Origin of the sequence: Nonomuraea sp. NPDC050643 (assembly GCF_040654715.1) — a bacterium.
Classification (GTDB): domain Bacteria; phylum Actinomycetota; class Actinomycetes; order Streptosporangiales; family Streptosporangiaceae; genus Nonomuraea.
In genome coordinates this window covers 23,471-44,950 of the sequence record NZ_JBFAIM010000079.1, presented here as the reverse complement: position 1 = coordinate 44,950, position 21,480 = coordinate 23,471, and the positions used below count along the sequence as shown (strand labels likewise).

Genomic DNA, 21,480 nt, shown 5'->3' with positions numbered 1-21,480 from the left:
CCCGGCCCCGCGGTCAGTCCGGGCTCACTCATCGCCGGGAGCCTCCTGCAGGATCCAGCCGTTGCCGTCGAGGTCGTTGAAGAAGACGAACGAGTTCCACCGGCCGCCCCTGCCGTCGGCCAGGGTGCCGTCCTGCTCGTAGTGCCGCACGTCGCTGACCTCGACGCCGCGCCCGGCCAGCTCGGCCCTGGCGGCGTCGACGTCGGCCACCACGAGCTGCAGCCCCTGCACGGCGCCCGGGGAGGTGCCCGTGGGCGCCCCGATGACGACCGAGCAGGCGGACCCGCGCGGGGTGAGCTGCACGACGCGTACGCCGGGGCTGATCTGGGTGTCGTGGTCCACGACGAATCCGAGCTGCTCGCTGTAGAAGTGCTTCGCGCGCTCCACGTCCGCCACCGGCACGGGTATCACTTCGAGTCTCCCATCCACGGTCCGCTCCCTTTCCTTGGGTCGTCGTGAACGCGTCGATCGGCCGGCCCCGAATTCGACACCCGGATCGGCGTTCAGTCGGGGTCGGTGGCCTCCCAGACCGCCTCGAACGTCTCCGGCGTGATCTCGGTCAGCTCCCAGATCTCCAGCGGCTGGTCGGACAAGAACCCGTGCTCGTCCTGCAGCCGCCGCCACCAGTAGCGGCGGGCCGCCCGGTCGGCGCCCACCTCGACCTGCCGGACCGCCCAGTGCTCGCCGTCGCCCTCGACGCTCTCGAACAGCCAGGCCCGCCCGTCCTCGTCGCCCATGTGCCAGTAGTGCCGGGCGGATTCGGAGTCGGCGAGCTGCCGCACCAGCGGCCGGCGGAGGTCGTCTTCAAGCACGCCGTTCACTCTAGGGCGTCGAGGGCCCGCAGGCCCCAGCGCCTCCTGATACGGCACAGCGCGTCTCTGGCCTGGTGGTCGGCGCTGCCGATGCGGCTGCCCGCCCTGGCCAGCGTGGTGAAGGAATGCTCGCGCAGCGCCTCCTGGATGCGTGGCGCGTCCAGCCCCGGAGAGAAGACGCCCAGGACCGTGTCGAGGAAGAACAGCCGGTTGGCGATGGTCAGGTCGGTGACCTGCTCCCCCAGCTCGCGCAGGCGACCGTACTCGATCCGCGGCTCCTCCTGGAGGAGCCCGAGCACGCCGGGCGGGATCCGGCCGTCGCCGCTGCCGGCGATCCTGGCCAGCTCGCGGGCCACGAGCCGGCGCGCCGTGGCGGGCAACTCCTCGGCGTACGGCCGCTCGGCGAACAGGATCGCCGCCCTGGCGATGCGCAGCAGGTCGCGCGGGATGCCGCCGGCCAGCGCGTTGAACAGGCCCGTGAACGCCGCCGGCAGCCCGATCACCCGGGAGGCCAGCAGCCGGCCGGCGTCCTCCTGGCCCAGCGGCTCGACCCTGACCACCTCGTCTGCAGATATCCGATCTGCCGCAGGTGCTGGCCCGCCGGCCGGCGCAGGGGGCGGGGGCCGTCCTCGATCACGCGCTTGCACAGCTCGGCGAACAGGTGCAGGGCGAAGTCGCGGCGCTCGTACAGGACGGGGGCGACCACGACGACGCTCAGCCGCACCGGATCCTCGCAGTACGTCGTCAGCAGCTCGGTCTTGCCGACCCCGCGCGGCCCGGACAGGGCGATGCTGCCGTCGTCCATGCCCTCGGCCGCCACGGTGAGCCGCCGCTCGGCGGGCGTGCTGACGTGGCCCTCGCCACGGGCCCGCTTCAGGCTGAGCGTGCCCTGGACCGAGAGCCGGGTCGAGGTCGGGCGCTCGGCCGCGGCCTCGATGTGCGGGCGCAGGAGCTGCCGCATGGTCTCGACCACCGCCTCGCGCCCCAGCCGGCGCAGCACCGCGAGCTGCTCCCGGTCTCTGGCGGCGGCGCGCGGACGCGCCAGGCTCAGCCACCACGTGCGCACGGGGGCGGTGAACGCCAGGGCCCACGCGCCGGCCGCCGGCAGGAGGGCGAGCGCCGCCCAGCCGGGGCCCGCCGGGTAGGTCAGGAAGGTCAGCCCGCCCGTCGTGACCAGGCCGGCCAGCGCGGCGGCGGCCAGGAACGCCGCGTCCGGCGGGCCGCCGCTGCCGGGGTCGGGCGGCGACAGCAGCCACGCCGCCCCGAGCACCACCAGCGCCGCCGCGAGCAGCACGAGCAGCGCGAGTCCCGCGGCCGGCAGCGGCGAGCCGCCGCCGGAGGTCAGGCCCGTCCCGCTCACGGTGGTGCGGCCGTAGAGCAGGCACGCGGCGGCGGTGACGCCCGCGCACGCCAGCAGGACGGCCGCGCGGGCCGCGCCCAGCCACCGTCCGCCGGCGGGCACCCGGGCCGCGACCCTCCGGTAGTCGTCGCCGAGGCCGCTCATCAGGGAGTCGCGCTCGCGCTCCAGCGTGGCGCGCAGTTCGCCGACGGACGGCTGCGCGCCCTGGGCGTGCGCCTCCTTCAGGGTGGCCGCCACCGCCGCGTCGCGCGCCTCGTCGAAGACGTTCATGAGACGCGGAACGGCTTCCAGTCCTTCGGCGGGTCCTTCAGCTCGTCCTCGCCGAGTTGCTTGATGGGGATGACCCGGCCCACGGCCCGGCCCCCGGCCTGGCTGGGGAAGCCGAGCCCACCCGAGGCGCCGCGCACGGCGTAGGCCAGCACGAGGTTGCCGAACTGGGGCGCCACGTCGGCCGGCGTGGGCACCGCCGGTCCCAGCCGGGCGGCGGCGGCCAGGGCGGCGAGCGCGTCGTGGTGCGCGATGGCCATGCCGTCGTTCAGCTCTTTCGTGGCGAAGCCCTGCCGCTGGTAGGCCGTGGCGAAGTCGGCGAATCCGGCGGGCGGCTCGGACGTCTGCCTCTCCCAGCTCGCCGCGTCGGCGGAGGTGGCGTAGATGACGGTGACGTTGCCGTTCTTCAGCACCTGGCGGTAGATGTCGGTGGAGGCGAACCCGGTCGCCGCGGCCAGCACGGTCAGCGGGACGTTCTTGCACTGCCGGTTCTCCAGCGCATGGGCGAAGTAGACGAAGTCGGCGCCGCGCCCGGCGTACAGGACGGTGTCGAGGGGATTCTCCCGGAAATTGACGGCGGTGCAGAGATTGGTGACCACGGCGGCGAAGAGATTGGTGGCGGCCGGCTGGTCGAGGGTGGCGCCCACATACGAAAGGTCGGGGAATTTCAGGTATCCACGGAGTTCCTTGCCGAATGCCGTGAACAGCGAATTGGTATACGGATCGCGATTGCGATCGTAGACCACGATGGCCGATTTGAGGGTTTTGCGGGCGTCCAGATAGTGCCGTAACGCCTGCGCGTATTGCAGATTGCTGGGCGAAACACTCCAGAAATTGGGCAGGCCGGTCAGGCTGTCGGCCGAGGTGATGGCGCTGACCATCGGGATGCCCGCGGCGCCGAGCCGCCGGACCATCGTCTCGGTGTTCGGCACGCTGGAGCCGAGCCCGACCACGCCCACGAGCGGGTGCCGCTCCTCCGAAACGCCCAGCACCTTGCCGGACAGCCGGTCGCCGACGTCTTGCCTGCTGCCCTGGTTGGCGAGCAGCAACTGCAGCCCGACCTGCTTGTAGTCGCCGAAGTTGGTCGTGGTGTTGGCCCGCACCAGCGCGGTGTAGGAGCCCTGGAGCGCGTGCTCGATCTGCTCCAGGGTGATGGCCGAGGACGCGCCCGCGGAGACGGTGAGCGGCATCAGCAGGACGGCCTTGACGTAGGGGCCGGCCTGGGCGACCCGCTGGTTTTCGCGCTGGATCTTCTCCTGGATCCGGTTGATCCGGTTGATGATGGCCTTGCGGCCCGCGTCGGGTTCTTCGGCGGCGTCGTTGAAGAAGACGCCGCCGTCGCTCACGCCGAGCAACTCCTCGTGCGGCGCGCCGCTCCGCCACGTTTGCGCGCTGTTGTCGATGACGGTCCACACCACGCGCACGGTCGCGGCGAGCACCGCCACGAGGGCCACGATAATCGCGACGCGCACCGTGGATTTTCTCGGAGTCGGAGAGCCCACGTCGTCAATTCCCGCTCATGCCCAAGCGGCATGAGCGAGAAAAAGGCGTGCCCGTCAGTATTGGTAGGCGCCGGCGTCCGGAGTGGCGGGCAGGGGCTTGCCGGCGGCGTCTTTGGCGAAGGATTTGCCGCCGTACCACTGCGGGCCGAGGGGCACGCCGCGGTCGAGCGCCGGGGAGCCGGGACGCAGGCGCAGGTCCGTACGGGAGACGAACTTGGGGTCGGCCATCACGGACTTCGGCCCGAGCTTGAACCTGGCCTTGCGGCCCTTGTAGACGCTGCCCGCCTCGTCGGCGCCCTTGCCGTCCTCCCAGCCGGACTCGCCGCCGACCACGATCGCGTTGTTGCGCAACTTCAGGATCGAGGGCGAGCAGCCGTCGTGGCAGGACCAGCCGATGGTGTTCCTGGCCGGCAGGTAGACCGAGTTGTGCGCGGCGATCGTGCCCTTGACGGGGCCCACGATGTGACGGGGGCCGCGGGTGATGAGGAAGGAGCCGCGGCTGTGGGAGGAGGTGACGACGTTGAAGGCGAAGACGTTGCCGGTGGCGGTGCTGCCCTTCTTCGCGCCGAGCTCGGTGAACGTCTCGTTGTTCCTGGAGGTGTTGTGGGTGACCACGTTGCGGTCGCCGCCGAAGATCTCGACGGCGGCGCCGTCCATGCCGTAGTCGGCGCTCTTGGCGAAGCTGCCGGAGATGGTGTTGCCGGTGACCACGTTGTCGTCGCCGTTGAGGAGCACGCCGAAGGCGCCGGAGTCGTTGTCGCCGCCGTCGTCGTTGACGCTCATCTTGTTGTTGTCGGTCAGGACGCTGTCGCGGACGGTGTTGCGGGAGCCGGACGGCGTGACGTGCACGCCGGCGATGTTGCGGTCGGCCTGTACGCCGATCAGCTCGTTGGAGTCGCCGCCGACCTCGAACCCGGCCCAGCGGCAGCCGGAGGCGCGCAGGCCGCTGACGCGCCAGTGGTTGCCGTTGACCACCACGCAGTCGTTCTCACCGCCGCTGATCCTGGCGAGGGCGCCGGTGCCATAGGCCTGGACGACGATGGGCTTGGCGGCGGTGCCCTTGGCGGCCAGCGTGAGCGGGCCGGTGAAGCGGCTGCCGCGCTTGAAGCTGACGGTGTCGCCCGGCTTGAGCTCGGCGGCGTTGACGTTGTCGAGCGACTTCCAGGCGGTGGCGGCGCTGGTTCCGGCCGCGCCGTCGTCTCCCGCCTTCGAGTCGACGTAGTAGGTGGTGCCCGCTTGAGCGCCGCTCTGGGCGAGGGCGGCGGACGGCACGGCAGGCAGGAACGAGGCCAGAACGGCTACGGAGAGCAACCTCATGCGGGCACACCACTATCTAGTTGAATACTGAATTCTGGGCAGAGGCAACCGTAGCGTGGTCAACGCGTGAGACGCCAGAGACGCAACGAAGGTCCATCACCCGGGATGACGTCGCCGTCCTGGGCGTGGTATAGGGCGGTGGCGTGGGCGCCGATCGGCAGCGGCTCGCCGGGCGCGCGGCGTACGCACACGAGGATCGACTCCTCGTACGTCTCGCGCGCGAAGACCAGGCAGTCCGCGTCGGCGTGCAGCCAGCGCAGGCCGCCGCGACGCAGGGCGGGCTCGGCCCGGCGCAGCCCGAGCAGCTCGCGGTGGCCGGCCAGCGTCTCAAGGTCCTGGTCGTGGGGCCGGTTCCAGGGCATCGGGGTGCGGGAGTGCTCGCCGTTCACGCCGGTCAGGCCGAACTCGCTGCCGGCGAAGACCATGGGCGTGCCCGGCAGCGTGGCCTGCAGGCCCAGCGCGAGCAGGTGGCGCTCGCGCGAGCCGGTGACGGTGCGTACGCGAGGCGAGTCGTGGGAGTCGAGCAGGTGCCAGGAGTGCACGAGCGAGCGCCACGACATCCGCGAGCCGAACGCCCGGAACGTGGCCAGCGTGGCCGTGCCGTCGCGCTCGGGCACGCCGCCCGGCACGCCGAGGAAGTGCTCCAGGTCCAGCTCGGGACCGCGCAGCCAGGCCCAGACGGGCCGGGTGAAGCCGCCGTAGTTCATGGTGCCGTGCCAGCCGTCGCGGTCGAGGTCGGCCGAGGCGTCGTGGTTGTGCTCGGCGATGAGGGCGGCCTCGGGCCCGAGCTCGGCCCGCAGCAGGGCGGCGACCTCGTGGTTGTGGTCGTCGCCCGCGCGCCTGCCGGTCATGTTGGCCACGTCGACGCGCCAGCCGTCGAGCGGGCCGAGCCACTTCTTCAGCACCGCCCGCATGCTCGAACGCACGAGCTCGCTGCCCCAGTTGAGCTTGGGCAGCGTCTTGACACCCCACCAGGACTCGTAGTCGCCGGTGTCGGGGTCGAAGTAGAACATCTCGCGTTCGACGGCGTTGACGTCGGACACGGCGGCGGTGAACCACTCGTGCGTGTCGCCGCAGTGGTTGGTGGTGAGGTCGCCGAGCAGCCGCATGCCGCGCCCGTGCAGCGCGGCCGACAAGCGGTGCAGGGCCGCGTCGCCGCCGAGCAGCGGGTCGACGTGCTCGAAGGTGGAGGCGTTGTAGCGGTGGTTGGAGCGGGCCGGGAAGATCGGCGTCAGGTAGACGGTGTCGGCGCCGAGGCTCTGGATGTGGTCGAGCCGCCGGACGACGCCGTCGAGGTCGCCGCCGTAGAGCTGCCGCGAGGTGCCGGGGCCGCTGGGGATGACGGGGTCGCGGTCCCAGTCGCGCGGCAGCGCCCAGTCGGGCAGGTCGGGCAGGTCGCGCGCGGCGGTCCCGGCCGCGGTCAGCCACGCCTGGCCGCCGCGGGTGTGCAGCAGGAAGCGGTACGGGGTGACGGGGTTGACCGCGGTGATCTCGGCTCGCCACCAGACGTCGGTGCCGCCGTACCCGCCCGCGTCCCGGCGGGTGCCGTCCACGGCCGCCGGGAGGTAGCGCGGCTCGCCGTCGTGCACGTTGCGCACGTGCACGCCCGTGACGCCGGCGGCCGGCGGCGCCCGCAGCCAGAGCGTCACCCGTGAGCCGAGCGCGGGCGCCTGGTCGGAGACGTACAGAGCCGAGCCGTCGTGGTGCGGCTCCCCCAGATAACGCAATGCACCTATCCCTTGACGGCTCCGGCGGTCAGGCCGGAGACGATGTGCTTCTGCAACCAGAGGAACACACCGACGGTCGGAATGGCGGTGAGCAGCGTGGCCGCGGCGAACATGCCGAAGTTCGCGTTGCGGTGGTCGCCGGCGATCATGCCGTACATGCCGACGGCGAGGGTCTTGCTCTCGGGGTCGCGCAGGAACACGTTGGCCATGAGGAACTCGCTCATCGTGCCGATGAAGGCCAGCAGCGCGGTGACCGCCAGGATGGGCGTGACCAGCGGCATGATGATCCGCCAGAAGATCTGCGCGTGCGTGGCCCCGTCCACGGTGGCGGCCTCGTCCAGCTCTTTGGGCACGGTGTCGAGGAAGCCCTTCATCAGCCAGGTGTTCACGCCGAGCGCGCCGCCGAGGTAGAGCAGCACCAGGCCCCACACGGTGTTGAAGCCGAAGGCCGGGTAGCGCTCGGTGACCTCGGTGAAGATCATGAAGATCGTCACGATGGCCAGGAACTGCGGGAACATCTGGATGAGCAGCAGCGCCAGCAGCCCGGCGCGGCGGCCGGCGAAGCGCATGCGGCTGAAGGCGTACGCGGCGAACATCGACAGCAGCAGGCTCGCGAACGAGGCCATCAGCGCGATGAACACCGAGTTGAAGAACCACCGGCCGAACGGGTAGGTGTCGGAGGTCAGCAGGTTGACGAGGTTGTTCAGGCTCGCGCCCGACGGCAGCAGGTCGGTGGAGGCCAGCGTGCCCATGGGGTTGATCGCGGCGGAGACCACGAGCACGATCGGGAACAGCGCGAACGCGCACATCACGAGCACGAAGACGTGCCGGAGCGCCATCCTCATGAGTAGACCTCCTCCTGCCTGCGGGTGCGGCGGAACGCGACGGCCGAGATGAGCGCCACGATCGCGAAGATGAACACCGAGATCGCCGCCGCGAACCCGAACTGCGCGCCGCCCGCGCCGAAGGCCAGCCTGAACGTGTAGGTGATGAGCAGGTCGGTGGCCCCCACCTGGGGGCTGCCGGCGGGGAACGGCCCGTGCGCCGCCGCCGAAGAAGTAGGCCGAACGTTTCCGGGACGTTAGCGGCTCTTTGCAAGAATTGGAAGAACTTGCGAAAGAGATTTACCCGATCACCACCCCGCCCCGGCCCCCTGACCTCGCGACTACCTCGATTCCCCGGCTTTCGGGAAGATTTGCAACTTTCCGAAACTTGCGCTTGACCATGATGGGCGATCGCGACATCCTTCACCAGGACATCACCCGACATCTCGGGCCATCAGCGGGAAGGACACCCATGCTCGGCAACGACGACTGGTGGCGTGACGCCGTCGTTTACCAGGTCTATCCGCGCAGTTTCGCCGACGCCGACGGCGACGGCACGGGAGACCTCGAGGGCGTGCGCGTCCGCCTGGACTACCTCGCCGAGCTGGGCGTGGACGCCATCTGGCTGAGCCCGTTCTACACCTCGCCGATGGCCGACGGCGGCTACGACGTGGCCGACTACCGGGACGTGGACCCCATGTTCGGCTCGCTGGCCGACTTCGACGCGCTCGTCGCCGACGCGCACGCCAAGGGCGTCCGGGTCATCGTGGACCTGGTCCCGAACCACTCCTCCGACCAGCACGCCTGGTTCAAGGCCGGGCTGCGCGACCGGTACGTCTTCCGCGACCGCCCCAACGACTGGGAGTCGATCTTCGGCGGCCCGGCGTGGACGCAGGTCGAGGACGGGCAGTGGTACCTGCACCTGTTCGCGCCCGAGCAGCCCGACCTCAACTGGGACAACCCGGAGGTGCGCGCCGAGTTCCGCGACATCCTGCGCTTCTGGCTCGACCGGGGCGTGGACGGCTTCCGGATCGACGTGGCGCACGGCATGGTCAAGGCCGACGGCCTGCCCGACGTGGGGCAGAAGGACGGCCCGCAGGCCGAGATGCTCGGTGACGAGCAGGTGCCCTACTTCGACCAGGACGGCGTGCACGACATCTACCGCGAGTGGCGGCCGATCCTCGACTCCTACCCGGGCGGCCGGATGGCCGTGGCCGAGGCGTGGGTGTCGTCGCCGGAGCGGCTGGCCCGCTATGTGGGCCCGGACGAGCTGCACCAGGCGTTCAACTTCGAGTTCATGATGGCCGACTTCCACGCCAAGTCGTTCCGTACCGTGATCGAGAAGTCGCTGAAGGAGGCCGAGCTGGTCGGCGCGCCCACCACGTGGGTGCTGTCGAACCACGACAAGCCCCGCCACGTCACCCGCCACGGCGGCCTGGCCCGCGCCCGCGCGGCCACGCTGCTCATGCTGGCCCTGCCCGGCTCGGCCTACCTCTACAACGGCGAGGAGCTGGGGCTGCCCGAGGTGCTCGACCTGCCCGACGAGCTGCGCCAGGACCCGGCGTTCCGGCGCCGCGGCCAGAGCCGCGACGGCTGCCGGGTGCCGATCCCGTGGACCGCCTCGGGCGACATGGGCTGGCGGAACCCGTGGCTGCCGATGCCCGCCGCGTGGACGGCGCTGTCGGCCGAGGCCCAGGAGAACGACCCCGCCTCCACGCTGAACCTCTACCGCGCGGCGCTCAGGCTGCGCAAGGCGCACCCAGCCCTCGGCGGCGGCACGCTGACCTGGCTCGACTCTCCCAAGGACGTGCTGGCCATCGAGCGCGACCCCGGGCTGGTGGTGATGCTCAACACGGGCGAGGAGCCGGTGGCCCTCGGCGTGGCCGGGCACACGCTGCTGTCCAGCGGCCCGCTGCCCGGCGACGGCACGCTCCCGCCGGACACCACGGTCTGGCTGCAACGCTGACGATTGGGCGAACCTTTCCCTTAACCCGACAAATCATGGCGATCACCCTCGGTAACCTCAGGGGGTGGCACCCTGGTGGGCCAGGTCCCTGCGCGCACGCGTCACGCTCATCGCGACGGCCGTAGCCGCCCTCGTGCTGATCCCCGTGGGCATCGGCGGGGTGACCGTGTCGAGGTCCCTGGTCGCGGCCAGCGTGTTCGCCGACACCCGGAACACCGCCGAACGGATCGCGTACGAGATGCGCGGCGGCACGCTGCCCATGGGCGCCGCCATCCCGGTGACCGACCCGACCGTGGACCTGATCCAGGTCGTCGGGCCCGACGGGCGCTTCCTGGCCGCCAGCGACGGGGCCAGGAACCTGCCGCCGCTCTCCGACGTGCGTCCCACGTCGGAGGACCAGGTCGTCAGCACGACGAACTGCCTGCCGACCGAGTGCGTGTACCTGTCGGCGGTCAAGGTGACGATGTCGGCCGACTCGCCCATCGTCTACGCGGGCCGCAGCACGCCCAGCGTGCTCGACACCCGCGCCCTCGAGACCATCGTGTTCTCGGAGATCGCCCTCCTCGTCGCGCTGGCCGCGTGGGCGACGTGGCTGGTGACCGGCCGGGCGCTGCGGCCGGTGGCGACCCTGCGGGCCGAGCTGGACGCCGTGCACGCCGGCGACCTGAGCCACCGCGTCGCGCAGCCGCCGGGTGACGACGAGGTGGCCCAGCTCGCCCGTTCCGTCAACAGCACGCTGGCCCGCCTGGAACGCTCGGCCGAGCAACAGCGCCAGTTCGCCTCCGACGCCTCGCACGAGCTGCGCACGCCCATCGCCGGGCTGCGCGCCCAGCTCGAGAGCGCCCAGCTCTATCCGGAGGAGACCGACGTGCGGGCGCTGGTGGAGGGCGCGCTGCGCGACACCGACCGGCTGGAGGCCATCATCACGGACCTGCTGCTGCTGGCCCGGATCGGCTCCCGGGTGGACGTGGCCAGGGAGCGCATCGACCTGGCCGGGCTCGTCCGCCAGGAGCTGGCCGTGCGCAACGACAAGGTGCCCGTGCGGGCCGAACTGGCCGAGGGCGTGGCGGTCGAGGGCGTACGGGTCCAGCTCGCCAGGGTGCTGACGAACCTGCTCGACAACGCCCAGCGGCACGCCGAGAGCCGCGTCCTGGTCACGGTGACCTTGGAGGGCGGCGAGACGGCCGTGCTGGCGGTCGAGAACGACGGCGTGGAGATCTCCGCGGAGGACCGCGATCGCATCTTCGAGCGCTTCACCCGCCTGGACGCCGCCCGCAGCCGCGACACCGGCGGCACGGGGCTGGGCCTGGCCATCGCGCGGGACGTGGCGATGGCGCACCGCGGCCAGATCTGCGTGGAGGACTGCGAGGGTGGCGCCCGATTCGTCCTGCGCCTTCCGGCGGTCTGAAGCGGGCGGGGCGTCCGGGGTCGGGCCCGCCGGCGCGGAGAACGTGCGCGAGGTGGCCCACCGCCACGCCCCCGGGGCCGCGTGGTGGCCAACGCTGGTTCACGCCGCGGCCCGGCGGGGAGATCGCCGCCTTCTTCGGCGACTTCGAGCTCACCCCGCCGGGCCTGGCCGCGATCCCTAGGCGGGCGACATCTCCTTCTCCCGTTCGGCCTGGGGCTCATCGTCGTCGTCCAGCAGCGTGGCCTCGTCGAACGGAGCCTGCCCGGCCAGCACCTGGCCGGCGCGTTCCCGGTCGAACTCGCCGGTCCAGGTGCCGACCAGCACGGTGGCCACGGCGTTGCCGGCGAAGTTCGTCAGCGCGCGGGCCTCGGACATGAAGCGGTCGATGCCCACGATGAGGCCGACGCCGTCGACCAGCTCCGGCCGGTGCGCCTGCAGGCCGCCGGCCAGCGTGGCCAGGCCGGCGCCCGTCACGCCCGCCGCGCCCTTGGACGCGATCATCATGAACAGCAGCAGCGCGAGCTGCTCGCCGAACTCCAGCGGCGACCCGGTGGCCGTGGCGATGAACAGCGTGGCCATCGTCAGGTAGATCGCGGTGCCGTCGAGGTTGAAGGAGTAGCCGGTCGGCACCGTGATGCCGGCCACGGTCTTGCTCACGCCCAGGTGCTCCATCTTGGCGATGAGCCGGGGCAGGGCCGTCTCGGACGACGAGGTGGACAGGATGAGCAGGAACTCGCGGCCCAGGTAGCGCAGCAGCGACCACAGGTTGATCCGGGCGACCAGCCACAGGACCGTGCCGAGCACGACGCCGACGAACAGCACGCAGGTCACGTAGAAGGCGATCATGATGATCGCCAGGCTCTTGAGCGCCTCGATGCCGGTGGCGCCCACCACGGCGGCGATCGCGCCGAACGCGCCCACCGGAGCGGCCCACATGATCATGGCGAGGATCCGGAACACGAGCCGCTGCAGGTGCTCCACCCCGCGCAGGATCGGCGCGCCCTTGGGGCCCATCGCCTGCAGCGCGAACCCGGTCAGCAGCGCCACGAGCAGCGCCTGCAGCACCGAGCCGTCGGTCAGCGCCGAGACCACCGTCTCGGGGATGATGCCCAGCACGAAGTCGACCGTGCTGGACGCCTCGCCCTTGGCCGCCTCGGCCACCGCGGCCTGCCGGGCGGTGTCGGAGATCTGCAGCCCCGCGCCCGGGTCGATGAGGTTGCCCACGACCAGGCCGATCACCAGCGCGACCGTGGACATGGCGATGAAGTACCCTAGGGCCAGCCCGCCCACCTTGCCGACCTGGGCCGCCTGCCGGACCGACCCGACTCCGAGCACGATCGTGCAGAAGATGATGGGGCCGATCACCATCTGGATCAGGGCCACGAACCCGGTGCCGAGGGGCTTGAGCTCCTTGCCGACGTCGGGCCAGATGAACCCGACCATGATGCCGAGCAGGACCGCCACGATGACGGCCAGGTACAGATAACGGGTGCGATCACGCATAGGGGGGTCTCCGGCGGTTTTTGAGGGACCTTCTCGTTGTGCGACTATGCGCCTCACACGTGATGCAGGTCACCATTGCGTAAGTTTCGTTCACGGGAGATGTCAGACGGGGGGTGCCGGATGCGGAGCTGGAGCCTGGCGGGACAGATGCTGGTCCTGCAGCTGCTCGTGGTCGTCGTCACGGTGGCGGGCGGCGCGGCGCTCGCGCTGGTGCAGGCCCACGAGCTGCTCACCGAGGAGGCCGACCGCACGGCCGTCGCCGTCGCGGTCAGCGTGGCGGCCTCCCCCGACGTGCTGGACGCCATCGACGACGCGGACCCGAGCGCGCGGCTGCAGCCGTACGCGGAGCGGGTGCGCCTGGCCACGGGGGTCGACTTCGTCACCATCATGAAGCCGGACGGCACCCGCTACACCCACCCGAACCGGGCCGAGATCGGCAAGCGGTTCCGCGGGCACACCGAGCGGGCGCTGGCGGGCGAGACGTTCACCGAGACCTACACCGGCACGCTCGGCCCGTCCGAGCGGGCGGTGACGCCGGTCGTGGCCGGCGGCCGGATACCGGCGCTGGTCAGCGCCGGCATCACGGTCGACAAGATCAGCGCCAGACTGCGCGACCAGCTCGCCTGGGCCGGGCTGCTCGTGGCGGTCGCACTCTCCCTGGGCGCGGCCGGGACGTGGCTGGTGACCGCGCGGCTGCGCCGCCAGACGCACGGCCTGGGCCCGGTCGAGCTGGGCCGCATCCACGAGCACCACGACGCCGTCCTGCACGCGGTCAGGGAGGGCCTGCTGCTGGTCGGCAGGGACGGCACGCTGACGCTGTGCAACGACGCGGCCCGGCTGCTGCTCGGCCTGCCCGCCGACGCCGAGGGCCGGCACGTGGGCGAGCTGGGCCTGGCGGAGGTGCTCGCCGACGACGAGGAGCGGGTCCACCTGGTCGGCGAACGGGTGCTCGCGGTCAACAGCGCGGCCAGCCGGCTGGGCACGGTCGTCACCGTACGCGACCACACCGAGCTGCAGGCGCTGACCGGCCAGCTCGACGCCGAGCGCGGCTTCGCCGACTCGCTGCGCTCGGCCGCGCACGAGGCGGCCAACCGGCTGCACACGGTCATCACGCTGGTGGAGCTGGGCCGTACCGAGCAGGCGGTGGCCCTGGGCACGGCCGAGCTGCGGGCCGCGCAGGAGCTGACCGACCGGGTGGTGGGCGCGGTCCGCGAGCCGGTGCTGGCGGCGCTGCTGCTGGGCAAGACCGCCGAGGCGGCCGAGCGCGGCGGCGAGCTGGTCCTCACCCAGGACAGCGAGCTCGACGACCTGGGCCTCGACCCGCGCGAGCTGGTCACGATCGTGGGCAACCTGATCGACAACGCCATCGACGCGGCCACCCGCGTGGAGGTGCACCTGCGCGCCGACGAGGCGGGCGTCCTGATCCGGGTGTCCGACGACGGGCCGGGGCCGGCCGACACGGCGGCGTTCGAGAAGGGCTGGACGACCAAGGGCGACGGGCGCGGGCTCGGGCTGGCCCTGGTGGGGCAGGCGGTGCGGCGGCTGGGCGGCAGCATCGAGGTGGCGGGCTCGGCGTTCACCGTCCGCCTGCCCGTGCCGGAGCCGGCGCGATGATCTCCGTACTGGTGGTCGAGGACGAGGAGATCACCGCCGAGGCCAACCGCATCTACGTCGAGCGCGTGCCCGGCTTCGAGGTGGCCGGGGTGGTCAGGTCGGGCGGCGAGGCGCTGCGGTTCCTGCGCCGCCGGCCCGTCGACCTCATCCTGCTCGACCTGTACCTGCCCGACATGCACGGCCTGGAGGTGTGCCGGGCGGTGCGCGCTGGCGGCCTCATGTGCGACGTCATCGCCGTCACCTCCGCGCGCGACCTGGCCATGGTCCGTTCAGCGGTGTCGCTCGGAATCTCCCAATACCTGCTCAAACCGTTCACGTACGCGACACTCGCCGAGAAGCTCACGCGTTACGCCCGGTTCAAGGAGGAGGCGGGGCTGGCCGTCGGGCAGGGCGACGTGGACCGGGTGCTCGGCACCCTGCGCGGCAGCTCGGAGCTGCCCAAAGGCATGGCCAAGGACACCCTCGACAGCGTGGCCGCGCAGCTTCGCGAGCACCCGCACGGGATGGCCGCGCAGGGTGTGGCGGACGCGATCGGAGTGTCCCGTGTGACGGCCCGCCGCTACCTGGAATACCTGGTCGAAAGGGGTACGGCGGTCCGCATTCCCCAGTACGGCGGAGTGGGCCGGCCAGAGTTGCTCTACCGGATCCCCATGGAAAGTTAATGACGGTGACGCTGGCCGTTCAATCCAGCCCTCTAGCTTCTGGGTGCAATCCGATGCACTGAGGAGACACACCTTGCGAGTCCTGGCCGTAGTTCCCGCCCGCGGAGGTTCGGCGGGCGTACCCCTGAAGAACCTCGCCCTGGTCGGGGGCGTCCCGCTGGTCACCAGGGCGGTGCGCGCGTCCCTGCGCGCCGAGCTCGTGGACCAGGTCGTGGTCAGCACCGACCACGACGGGATCGCCGAGACCGCCAGGCAGGCGGGCGCGATCGTGGTGCAGCGCCCCGAGGAGCTGAGCGGCGCCACCGCCTCCAGCGAGTCCGCCGTGCTGCACGCGCTGGACACGCTCGGTGAGGACCCCGAGGTCGTCGTGCTCGTGCAGTGCACGAGCGCGTTCATCGACCCCGAGAACCTCTCCGCCGCGGTGCGCATGGTGCTCGACGGCGAGGCCGACTCCGTGGTGTCCGGCCTGCCGACGCATGAGTTCCTCTGGACCGCGGCCGGGGGCGGGATCAACCACGACCCGGCCGTCCGGCAGCGCCGGCAGGACCGTGAGCCCCAGTTCCGCGAGAACGGCGCCTTCTACGTCATGCGCACCGCGGGCCTGCGCGCGCACGGCCACCGCTTCTTCGGCGAGGTCGCCGTGCAGCCGGTGCCGGCGCAGCACGCCATGGAGATCGACAACCCGGAGGACCTGGAGCTCGTACGCGCGCTCGCCCCGTTCGTGGACACGCCCGAGCCGATCGACGTGGACGCCGTCATCACCGACTTCGACGGCGTGCACACCGACGACCGCGCCTACGTCGACTCCGACGGCCGCGAGATGGTGCTGGTCAGCCGCTCCGACGGGATGGGCGTCTCGCTGCTGAAGCGCTCCGGCGTGAAGGTGCTGATCATGTCCACCGAGCACAACCCGGTGGTGGCCGCCCGCGCCCGCAAGCTGGGCGTGCCCGTGCTGCAGGGCCTGGCGGAGAAGCGCACCGTGCTGCGCGACTGGCTCACCATCGAGGGCCTCGACCCGGCCCGCGTGGCCTACGTCGGCAACGACGTCAACGACCTGGGCCCGATGGGCGAGGTCGGCTGGCCCATCGCCACGCCCGACGCCCACCCGCGCGTGCGCGCCGCCGCCCGCGTGGTGCTGACCAGCGCCGGCGGGTCCGGCGCGGTGCGCGAGCTGTGCGACCGCGTCGTCGCCGCCCGGCCCGAGCCGCCGGTCGCCGAGATCCGCGTCCGGCCGCACTTCGGCCCCGTGGCGATCGGTGACGTCCTGGTCGGCCACGGCGAGCCCGTGTACGTCATCGGCGAGATCGGCATCAACCACAACGGCGACCTCGACCTGGCCAGGCAGCTCATCGACGTGGCGGCCGAGGCCGGCTGCCAGGCGGTCAAGTTCCAGAAGCGCACTCCCGCGATCTGCGTGCCCGAGGAGCAGAAGGGCCAGATCCGGCAGACGCCGTGGGGCGAGATGACCTACCTGGAGTACAAGGAGCGGACCGAGTTCGGCCGCGACGAGTACCGCCAGATCGCGAAATACTGTGACGAGCGCGGGCTGCACTGGTTCGCCTCGCCGTGGGACGTGCCCTCCGTGGAGTTCCTGGAGGAGATGGACGTCCTGGTGCACAAGGTGGCCTCGGCCAGCGTCGCCGACCACGAGCTGCTGCGCGTCCTGGCCGCCACCGGCAAGCCGATCATCCTGTCGACCGGCATGTCCACGCTGTCGGAGATCGACCAGGCCGTCGAGATCCTCGGCACCGGCAAGCTGATCATGATGCACGCGACGTCCACGTACCCGCTGCCTCCCGAGGAGGCGAACCTGCGCACGATCACCACGCTCAAGGAGCGCTACGGCGTCCCCGTCGGCTACTCCGGCCACGAGCGCGGCCTGCAGATCTCGCTGGCGGCGGTCACGCTCGGCGCGGTCTGCGTGGAGCGGCACATCACGCTCGACCGCACCATGTGGGGCTCCGACCACGCGGCCTCGCTGGAGCCCTCCGGCCTCGAACACCTGGTACGCGACATCCGCATCATCGAGCAGGCCATGGGCGACGGCGTCAAGCGCGTCTTCCCCGGCGAGGAGGCCCCGAAGGCCCGCCTGCGCCGGGTGACCGTCTAGACCGTCCGTACCCCCCAGGAGAATCCCACATTGATCACGCTCTCGGTCGTCGTGCCGGTGCTGAACGGCGAGCGGTACATCGCCGACGCGCTCACCTCGCTCTGCCGCAACGCCCGGCGCGACTTCGAGTTCATCGTCGTGAACGACGGGTCCACGGACGCCACAGGGGACATCGCGGACGACTTCGTCCGCGAGCTCCCCGGGCTCACCGTGTTGCGCAACCCCTCCCCCGTCGGGCTGGCGGACGCGCGCAACACGGGCCTGTCGGCCGCGACCGGCCGGTACGTCACGTTCATGGACGCCGACGACTGGCTCGCCCCCGGCTACCTGACACGGCTCGTCGAGGCCATCGACGGGCTCGGCTGCGACTTCGTGCGCGCCGACCACGTCCAGGTGGAGGGCCGTAAACGGGTCGTGCACCGCGCACCGCTGGCGCGGCGGGGCGCGGTGCTCGATCCTCGCGACGCCATCCTGCCCGCGGGCATGCGGACCATGGTCGACTACCCGTACGCGTGGGCCGGCATCTACCGGCGCTCCCTGCGCGACCTGCTGCACTTCCCCGGGTCGCTGCACACCGCCGAGGACCGGCCGTGGATCTGGCGGCTGCACCGCGAGGCCGCCACGTTCGCGGTGGTGTCGCTGGCCGGGCTGTTCTACCGGCGGCTCGTGTCCGGGTCGCTGACGCAGGTCGGCGACGAGCGCCAGCTCCACTTCTTCGACGCGTTCGAGCTGGTCTTCAAGGACCTCGAGCCGGAGTTCCTGCCCAAGGCGGCGCGGAACTTCTGCGCGCTGCTCGCCCACCACCTGGAGATCGCCGACCGGTTCACACCGGCGCTGCGCGCCCGCTTCGAGGAGCGGGGCGCGCAGATGGTGCGGAGCCTGCCGCCGCGGCTGGTGGCCGAGTCGGTGGCGCGGATGTCCGTCGAACGCGAGACCACGCTGCGCGCCCTCGTGCCCGATCTGCCCCCCAGCCCGCACGTCCGGGTCCGCCGCGACCGGGAGGAGACATCGTGAAGGTCTTCTACGCCTCGACGCTGTTCGGAGCGATGTCGCTGGCGGCCGCCATCGACGACGGCCGCTTCGGTGACGGCCGCCGCGTGCTCATCGTCTCGAACAACGCGGCCATCCCCGAGGTGGCCATGCCGCTGGACAAGACGCCCGGCTTCGCCGTGCTGCGCTCCCGCTTCGACGAGATCCACTCGTGGAACGAGCTCATCGCGCCGCTGCACCCGTCGGACTGGCGGGCGCGGGTCATCGAGGTGCCCATGACCGAGCGCCTCATCCGCTCCCACTGGGGGCTGGACCAGGTCGAGGAACTGGTGCTGGAGTCGATCGCGGTGCCTCCGGCCCGGACGATCGCCGGGCTCGTCCGCGACTGCCCCATCACGGTCTACTCCGACGGGCTCATGAGCTACGGCCCCACCCGCGACCCGCTGCCCGCGGAGATCTTCCGCCGCATCACCCGGCTCATCCACCTGGACCTGGTGCCGGGGCTGACGCCGCTGCTGCTCAGCGAGTACGGCGTCGCCCCCGAGATCCTGCCCGACGAGCGCTTCCTGTCGATCGTGCACGAGGTCACCGCCACCGCCCCCGACACGCTTCCCGGGCAGGCGATCATCCTCGGCCAGTACCTGTCGGCGCTGGAGATCGTCACGCCGGAGGAGGAGGCCGGGCTGCACGAGACCATGCTCAAGGCGCTGGCCGCCCGCGGGCACACCAGCGTCGTGTTCAAGCCGCACCCGGCCGCCGGGCGGCGGCACGCCCAGCTCCTGCGCGCCGCGGCCGGGCCCCTGGGCGTCAAGCTCGCGGTGGCCGGGGAGAGCGTGCCGGCCGAGGTGTGCTTCGCGGCGCTGCGGCCGGAGCTGGTCGTGGGCTGCTTCTCCACGGGGCTGGTCACGGCCCGGCGCTACTTCGGGCTGAAGGTGGCCTCGTACGGGACCGAGCTGGTGCTCGAGCGGCTGGCGCCGTACGAGAACAGCAACCGGATCCCCGTCACGATCGTGGACGCGCTGCTGCCCCGGTTGTCGGCCGAAGGCCACATCGACCAGCCGCCCGCCGTGGACCTGCCCGGCCTCGTGCGCTCGGTCGGCTACTGCATGCAGGCCGACACGTATCCGGAGCTGCGGCCGGCGAGCATCACGTTCGACCCGCGCTATTTCAAGCGCAAGCGCCTGGAGACGCTGGGCTTCGCCGACAAGCCCAGCGCCCTGTCCAGGATCCGCAGGAAGATCAGGTCAGCGATCTGAGATAGCGGCGCATGCGGCGCTTGGCCCGGTATCCCACCCGCAGCATCTTCGGCGGGACCTCCACGCGGAGCCGGGCCCTGCGCCGCGCCGCGGCGTGCTCGGGCCCGTCGAGCAGCGACCTCGCGGCCGCCCGCGGCCGGGCGATCACCAGCCCGGCCAGCAGCCCCGCCCAGTCGTTCCGCTCGGCCGGGTGGAAGTAGTTGGCCGCGCACCACGCTTGCGACGCCGTACGGAAGCCGCCCTCGGCCAGCTCCTCCAGCGTGCCCAGCAGGTCGCTGCCCTCGAACACCAGGTTGATCATCTCGGCGCTGACGCCGAAGTCGCTCAGCACCAGCGACGGCACGTCCAGCGCGATCGCCTCCAGCGCCGCCGTCGAGCTCACCGTGACGAACCCGGCCGCCCGCGCGAGCTGGTCGTGCATCGACCCCGCCTCGAACGCCAGCCGGCCCGGCTCGCCCATCTCCCGCCACAGCCGCTGGTAGTGGTGGCGCTCGTTGTGCGTCTGCCGCTCGTCCTCCAGCGCGCGCAGCTTGACCACCACGTCCAGGTCGGGCCTGCGCCCGGCCAGCTCGGCCAGCGCGAGCAGGACGCGCTCGCGCTGCTCCCGCTCGCGCGGCACCTTGGCCTGCGTGGCGAACACCACCCGGTTGCCGCCCTGGGCGACGCTCTCGGGGCGCAGGAACGGCAGCCTGGCCAGGCCCACCGCCCCGCCCCCGCCGAGCCGGGCCGCGATCGAGGAGAACTCGGCCGCCTCGCGCTCGCTGTGCACCACGAACAGGTCGCAGCCGCTGCGGAACACCCACGCCTTCTCCGTGGCCGGGACGGAGATGCCCGGCAGCCCGCTGACGAACACCGGCCGCGGGCGCAGCCCGTCGAGCACCTCGGCCACGAGCACGTCCACGACCGGCCCCGTACAGGCCAGGAGGATCACGTCGGGCCGCGTGCGCTCGGCCAGCCGCCGCACGGACCGCGCCGACAGCACCGGCGGGGGTTCCCCCTCGCCCGTCCGCTCTTTCACCGCCGCGGCGATCTGCTCGGGTGAGGGCGCGATCGGCGTACGCACCACGACCAGCTCCGTCACACAGCCCGCGGGCAGGTCACCGAGCAGGCAGGCCGCCCATTTCAGATACGAGTCGGAGTCGGCGACCGCCAACACTTTCAACTGGACACTCCGGTCAGATGCAAGCGCAGGGCGGGAGCCGCCCTGCTGGTCCACCAGTCTTCGGGAACATCCACGGGCTCGACGGCGACACCGCGCGGGCTGAGCAGCACCCGCAGCGAGGTGATCGCGGTCGAGGGAAGACTGAGCACGCGCTGGCCGGCGTCCAGGCCGCGCAGCGTCAGCTCGGCGGGCGCCCCGCCGTCGTGGACGGTGATGCCGGGACGCTCCCGGATCAGCGCCACGTCCACGGGGTCCTCGCGGCGGTGCGGGTAGTAGGCGAGCGGCTCGCGCGCGGCCAGCTCGGTCAGCCAGCGCAGGTAGTGGTCGCGGTGGACCAGGCCGTTGCGCACGAGCGAGGTGCCGAGCACGACCGTGCGCTCGGCCGGGCCCTCGGCGCTGGGCGGCTGGGCGCGCAGCCAGGCGAAGTCGTGGCGGACGAGGTCGATGCCGGCGCGGCGGACGCCCTCCGCCAGCTTGTCGTCCACGGGCAGGGCGGTGAAGACCGACACGTCGCTCAGGCGCAGCCGCAGCGCGGCGGCCAGCCCCAGCGCGGCGCGCAGCCTGGTCGGCTTGGCGCGGGCGCGCAGCAGCGGCCGGAACGGCCCCGCGGCGAGCAGCTCCAGCAGCCGGAGCGTGGCCAGCCCGTCGTCCACGATGACGATGCGGCCGGGGCTGGAGGTGAGCCAGCGGAGCTGGACCTTGCCGGAGAAGGCGTCACCGATGGCCTGGACGCGCCGGGGCATGCTCTCGCGGGGCTCGGCCAGCTCCAGGCCGTCCGGCAGCCCGAGGGCGCGCAGTTCGCGGCGGGTCGCCTTCAGTGGCCGCAGGCCTGCCCGGGGCACGACGACGGACACCGGGCCGAGGAGCCCGGCATGATGGGCTTCGACGGCGCACAGCATCTGGAGCGGCGACTCCACCCAGGCCGACGCCTGTTTGACCACTCCTGCCCTCCCAGCCGGGTGATAGCCCGTTCACGACCGCTTCAAGCTAGCCCCGCCGC

General features: G+C 71.9%; 19 protein-coding genes. 7 read left to right on the top strand and 12 right to left on the bottom strand.

Going from position 1 to position 21,480, the window contains the following annotated elements:
* Positions 1 to 24 precede the first annotated feature (24 nt).
* The 9 genes from AB0I15_RS56565 to AB0I15_RS56525 form a co-directional block, all read right to left on the bottom strand.
* A complete protein-coding gene (locus tag AB0I15_RS56565; RefSeq protein ID WP_358116628.1) occupies positions 25 to 429 on the bottom strand; it encodes a VOC family protein in 405 nt (134 codons plus the stop codon).
* Positions 430 to 503: 74 nt separating this feature from the next.
* Positions 504 to 812 (bottom strand): hypothetical protein, encoded by a 309-nt coding sequence (locus tag AB0I15_RS56560; protein ID WP_358116625.1) that lies wholly within the window; start codon positions 810 to 812, stop codon positions 504 to 506.
* A gap of 5 nt (positions 813 to 817) precedes the next feature.
* Positions 818 to 1,372 (bottom strand): hypothetical protein, encoded by a 555-nt coding sequence (locus AB0I15_RS56555; RefSeq protein ID WP_358116622.1) that lies wholly within the window; start codon positions 1,370 to 1,372, stop codon positions 818 to 820.
* Complete coding sequence (locus tag AB0I15_RS56550) at positions 1,312 to 2,442, bottom strand: hypothetical protein (protein ID WP_358116620.1); 1,131 nt, start codon at positions 2,440 to 2,442, stop codon at positions 1,312 to 1,314. The genes AB0I15_RS56555 and AB0I15_RS56550 overlap by 61 nt, the downstream gene beginning before the upstream one ends.
* Positions 2,439 to 3,911: a hypothetical protein gene (locus tag AB0I15_RS56545; protein ID WP_358116619.1), complete on the bottom strand. Its 1,473-nt coding sequence runs from the start codon at positions 3,909 to 3,911 to the stop codon at positions 2,439 to 2,441. Before AB0I15_RS56545 ends, AB0I15_RS56550 begins: the two co-directional genes overlap by 4 nt.
* Before the next feature lie 84 nt (positions 3,912 to 3,995).
* A complete protein-coding gene (locus tag AB0I15_RS56540; protein WP_358116617.1) occupies positions 3,996 to 5,258 on the bottom strand; it encodes a right-handed parallel beta-helix repeat-containing protein in 1,263 nt (420 codons plus the stop codon).
* 59 nt (positions 5,259 to 5,317) lie between these two features.
* Positions 5,318 to 6,985 carry a glycoside hydrolase family 13 protein gene (locus AB0I15_RS56535; protein ID WP_358116616.1) on the bottom strand — a complete coding sequence of 556 codons (1,668 nt, stop codon included), beginning with the start codon at positions 6,983 to 6,985 and terminating at the stop codon, positions 5,318 to 5,320.
* 5 nt (positions 6,986 to 6,990) lie between these two features.
* Positions 6,991 to 7,830, bottom strand: a complete 840-nt coding sequence (locus AB0I15_RS56530; RefSeq protein WP_358116614.1) for a sugar ABC transporter permease — start codon at positions 7,828 to 7,830, stop codon at positions 6,991 to 6,993.
* The gene (locus AB0I15_RS56525) at positions 7,827 to 7,997 is read right to left on the bottom strand and encodes a hypothetical protein (protein ID WP_358116612.1); all 171 of its coding nucleotides are present in this window, start codon (positions 7,995 to 7,997) and stop codon (positions 7,827 to 7,829) included. The genes AB0I15_RS56530 and AB0I15_RS56525 overlap by 4 nt, the downstream gene beginning before the upstream one ends.
* A gap of 284 nt (positions 7,998 to 8,281) precedes the next feature.
* On the opposite strand from AB0I15_RS56525, the gene AB0I15_RS56520 reads away from it, so the two are divergent.
* Both AB0I15_RS56520 and AB0I15_RS56515 read left to right on the top strand, forming a co-directional pair.
* On the top strand, positions 8,282 to 9,775 hold the full coding sequence (locus tag AB0I15_RS56520) for a glycoside hydrolase family 13 protein (RefSeq protein WP_358116609.1): 1,494 nt from the start codon (positions 8,282 to 8,284) through the stop codon (positions 9,773 to 9,775).
* A gap of 64 nt (positions 9,776 to 9,839) precedes the next feature.
* The gene (locus AB0I15_RS56515) at positions 9,840 to 11,183 is read left to right on the top strand and encodes a HAMP domain-containing sensor histidine kinase (protein WP_358116607.1); all 1,344 of its coding nucleotides are present in this window, start codon (positions 9,840 to 9,842) and stop codon (positions 11,181 to 11,183) included.
* 177 nt (positions 11,184 to 11,360) lie between these two features.
* Here AB0I15_RS56515 and AB0I15_RS56510 read toward each other — a convergent pair whose 3' ends face one another.
* Positions 11,361 to 12,686, bottom strand: a complete 1,326-nt coding sequence (locus AB0I15_RS56510; protein WP_358116605.1) for a cation:dicarboxylase symporter family transporter — start codon at positions 12,684 to 12,686, stop codon at positions 11,361 to 11,363.
* A 147-nt stretch (positions 12,687 to 12,833) separates the two neighbouring features.
* Between AB0I15_RS56510 and AB0I15_RS56505 the strand changes: the two genes are divergently transcribed.
* The 5 genes from AB0I15_RS56505 to AB0I15_RS56485 all read left to right on the top strand — a co-directional run bounded on the left by AB0I15_RS56505 (position 12,834) and on the right by AB0I15_RS56485 (position 19,318).
* Positions 12,834 to 14,300, top strand: coding sequence for a sensor histidine kinase (locus tag AB0I15_RS56505; RefSeq protein WP_358116604.1), 1,467 nt, complete (start codon positions 12,834 to 12,836; stop codon positions 14,298 to 14,300).
* Positions 14,297 to 14,962 (top strand): response regulator, encoded by a 666-nt coding sequence (locus tag AB0I15_RS56500; RefSeq protein ID WP_358116603.1) that lies wholly within the window; start codon positions 14,297 to 14,299, stop codon positions 14,960 to 14,962. Before AB0I15_RS56505 ends, AB0I15_RS56500 begins: the two co-directional genes overlap by 4 nt.
* 73 nt (positions 14,963 to 15,035) lie before the next feature.
* Positions 15,036 to 17,072 (top strand): N-acetylneuraminate synthase family protein, encoded by a 2,037-nt coding sequence (locus AB0I15_RS56495; RefSeq protein ID WP_358116602.1) that lies wholly within the window; start codon positions 15,036 to 15,038, stop codon positions 17,070 to 17,072.
* 30 nt (positions 17,073 to 17,102) lie between these two features.
* The gene (locus tag AB0I15_RS56490; protein WP_358116599.1) at positions 17,103 to 18,086 is read left to right on the top strand and encodes a glycosyltransferase family 2 protein; all 984 of its coding nucleotides are present in this window, start codon (positions 17,103 to 17,105) and stop codon (positions 18,084 to 18,086) included.
* Entirely contained in the window at positions 18,083 to 19,318 is a 1,236-nt protein-coding gene (locus AB0I15_RS56485) for a polysialyltransferase family glycosyltransferase (RefSeq protein ID WP_358116596.1), read from the top strand. Before AB0I15_RS56490 ends, AB0I15_RS56485 begins: the two co-directional genes overlap by 4 nt.
* On the opposite strand, the gene AB0I15_RS56480 is transcribed toward AB0I15_RS56485, so the two are convergent.
* Both AB0I15_RS56480 and AB0I15_RS56475 read right to left on the bottom strand, forming a co-directional pair.
* Complete coding sequence (locus AB0I15_RS56480) at positions 19,302 to 20,474, bottom strand: DUF6716 putative glycosyltransferase (protein ID WP_358116668.1); 1,173 nt, start codon at positions 20,472 to 20,474, stop codon at positions 19,302 to 19,304. The two genes, AB0I15_RS56485 and AB0I15_RS56480, sit on opposite strands and share 17 nt — an antisense overlap.
* Before the next feature lie 2 nt (positions 20,475 to 20,476).
* On the bottom strand, positions 20,477 to 21,421 hold the full coding sequence (locus AB0I15_RS56475; protein WP_358116593.1) for a hypothetical protein: 945 nt from the start codon (positions 21,419 to 21,421) through the stop codon (positions 20,477 to 20,479).
* Between the last annotated feature and the right edge of the window lie 59 nt (positions 21,422 to 21,480).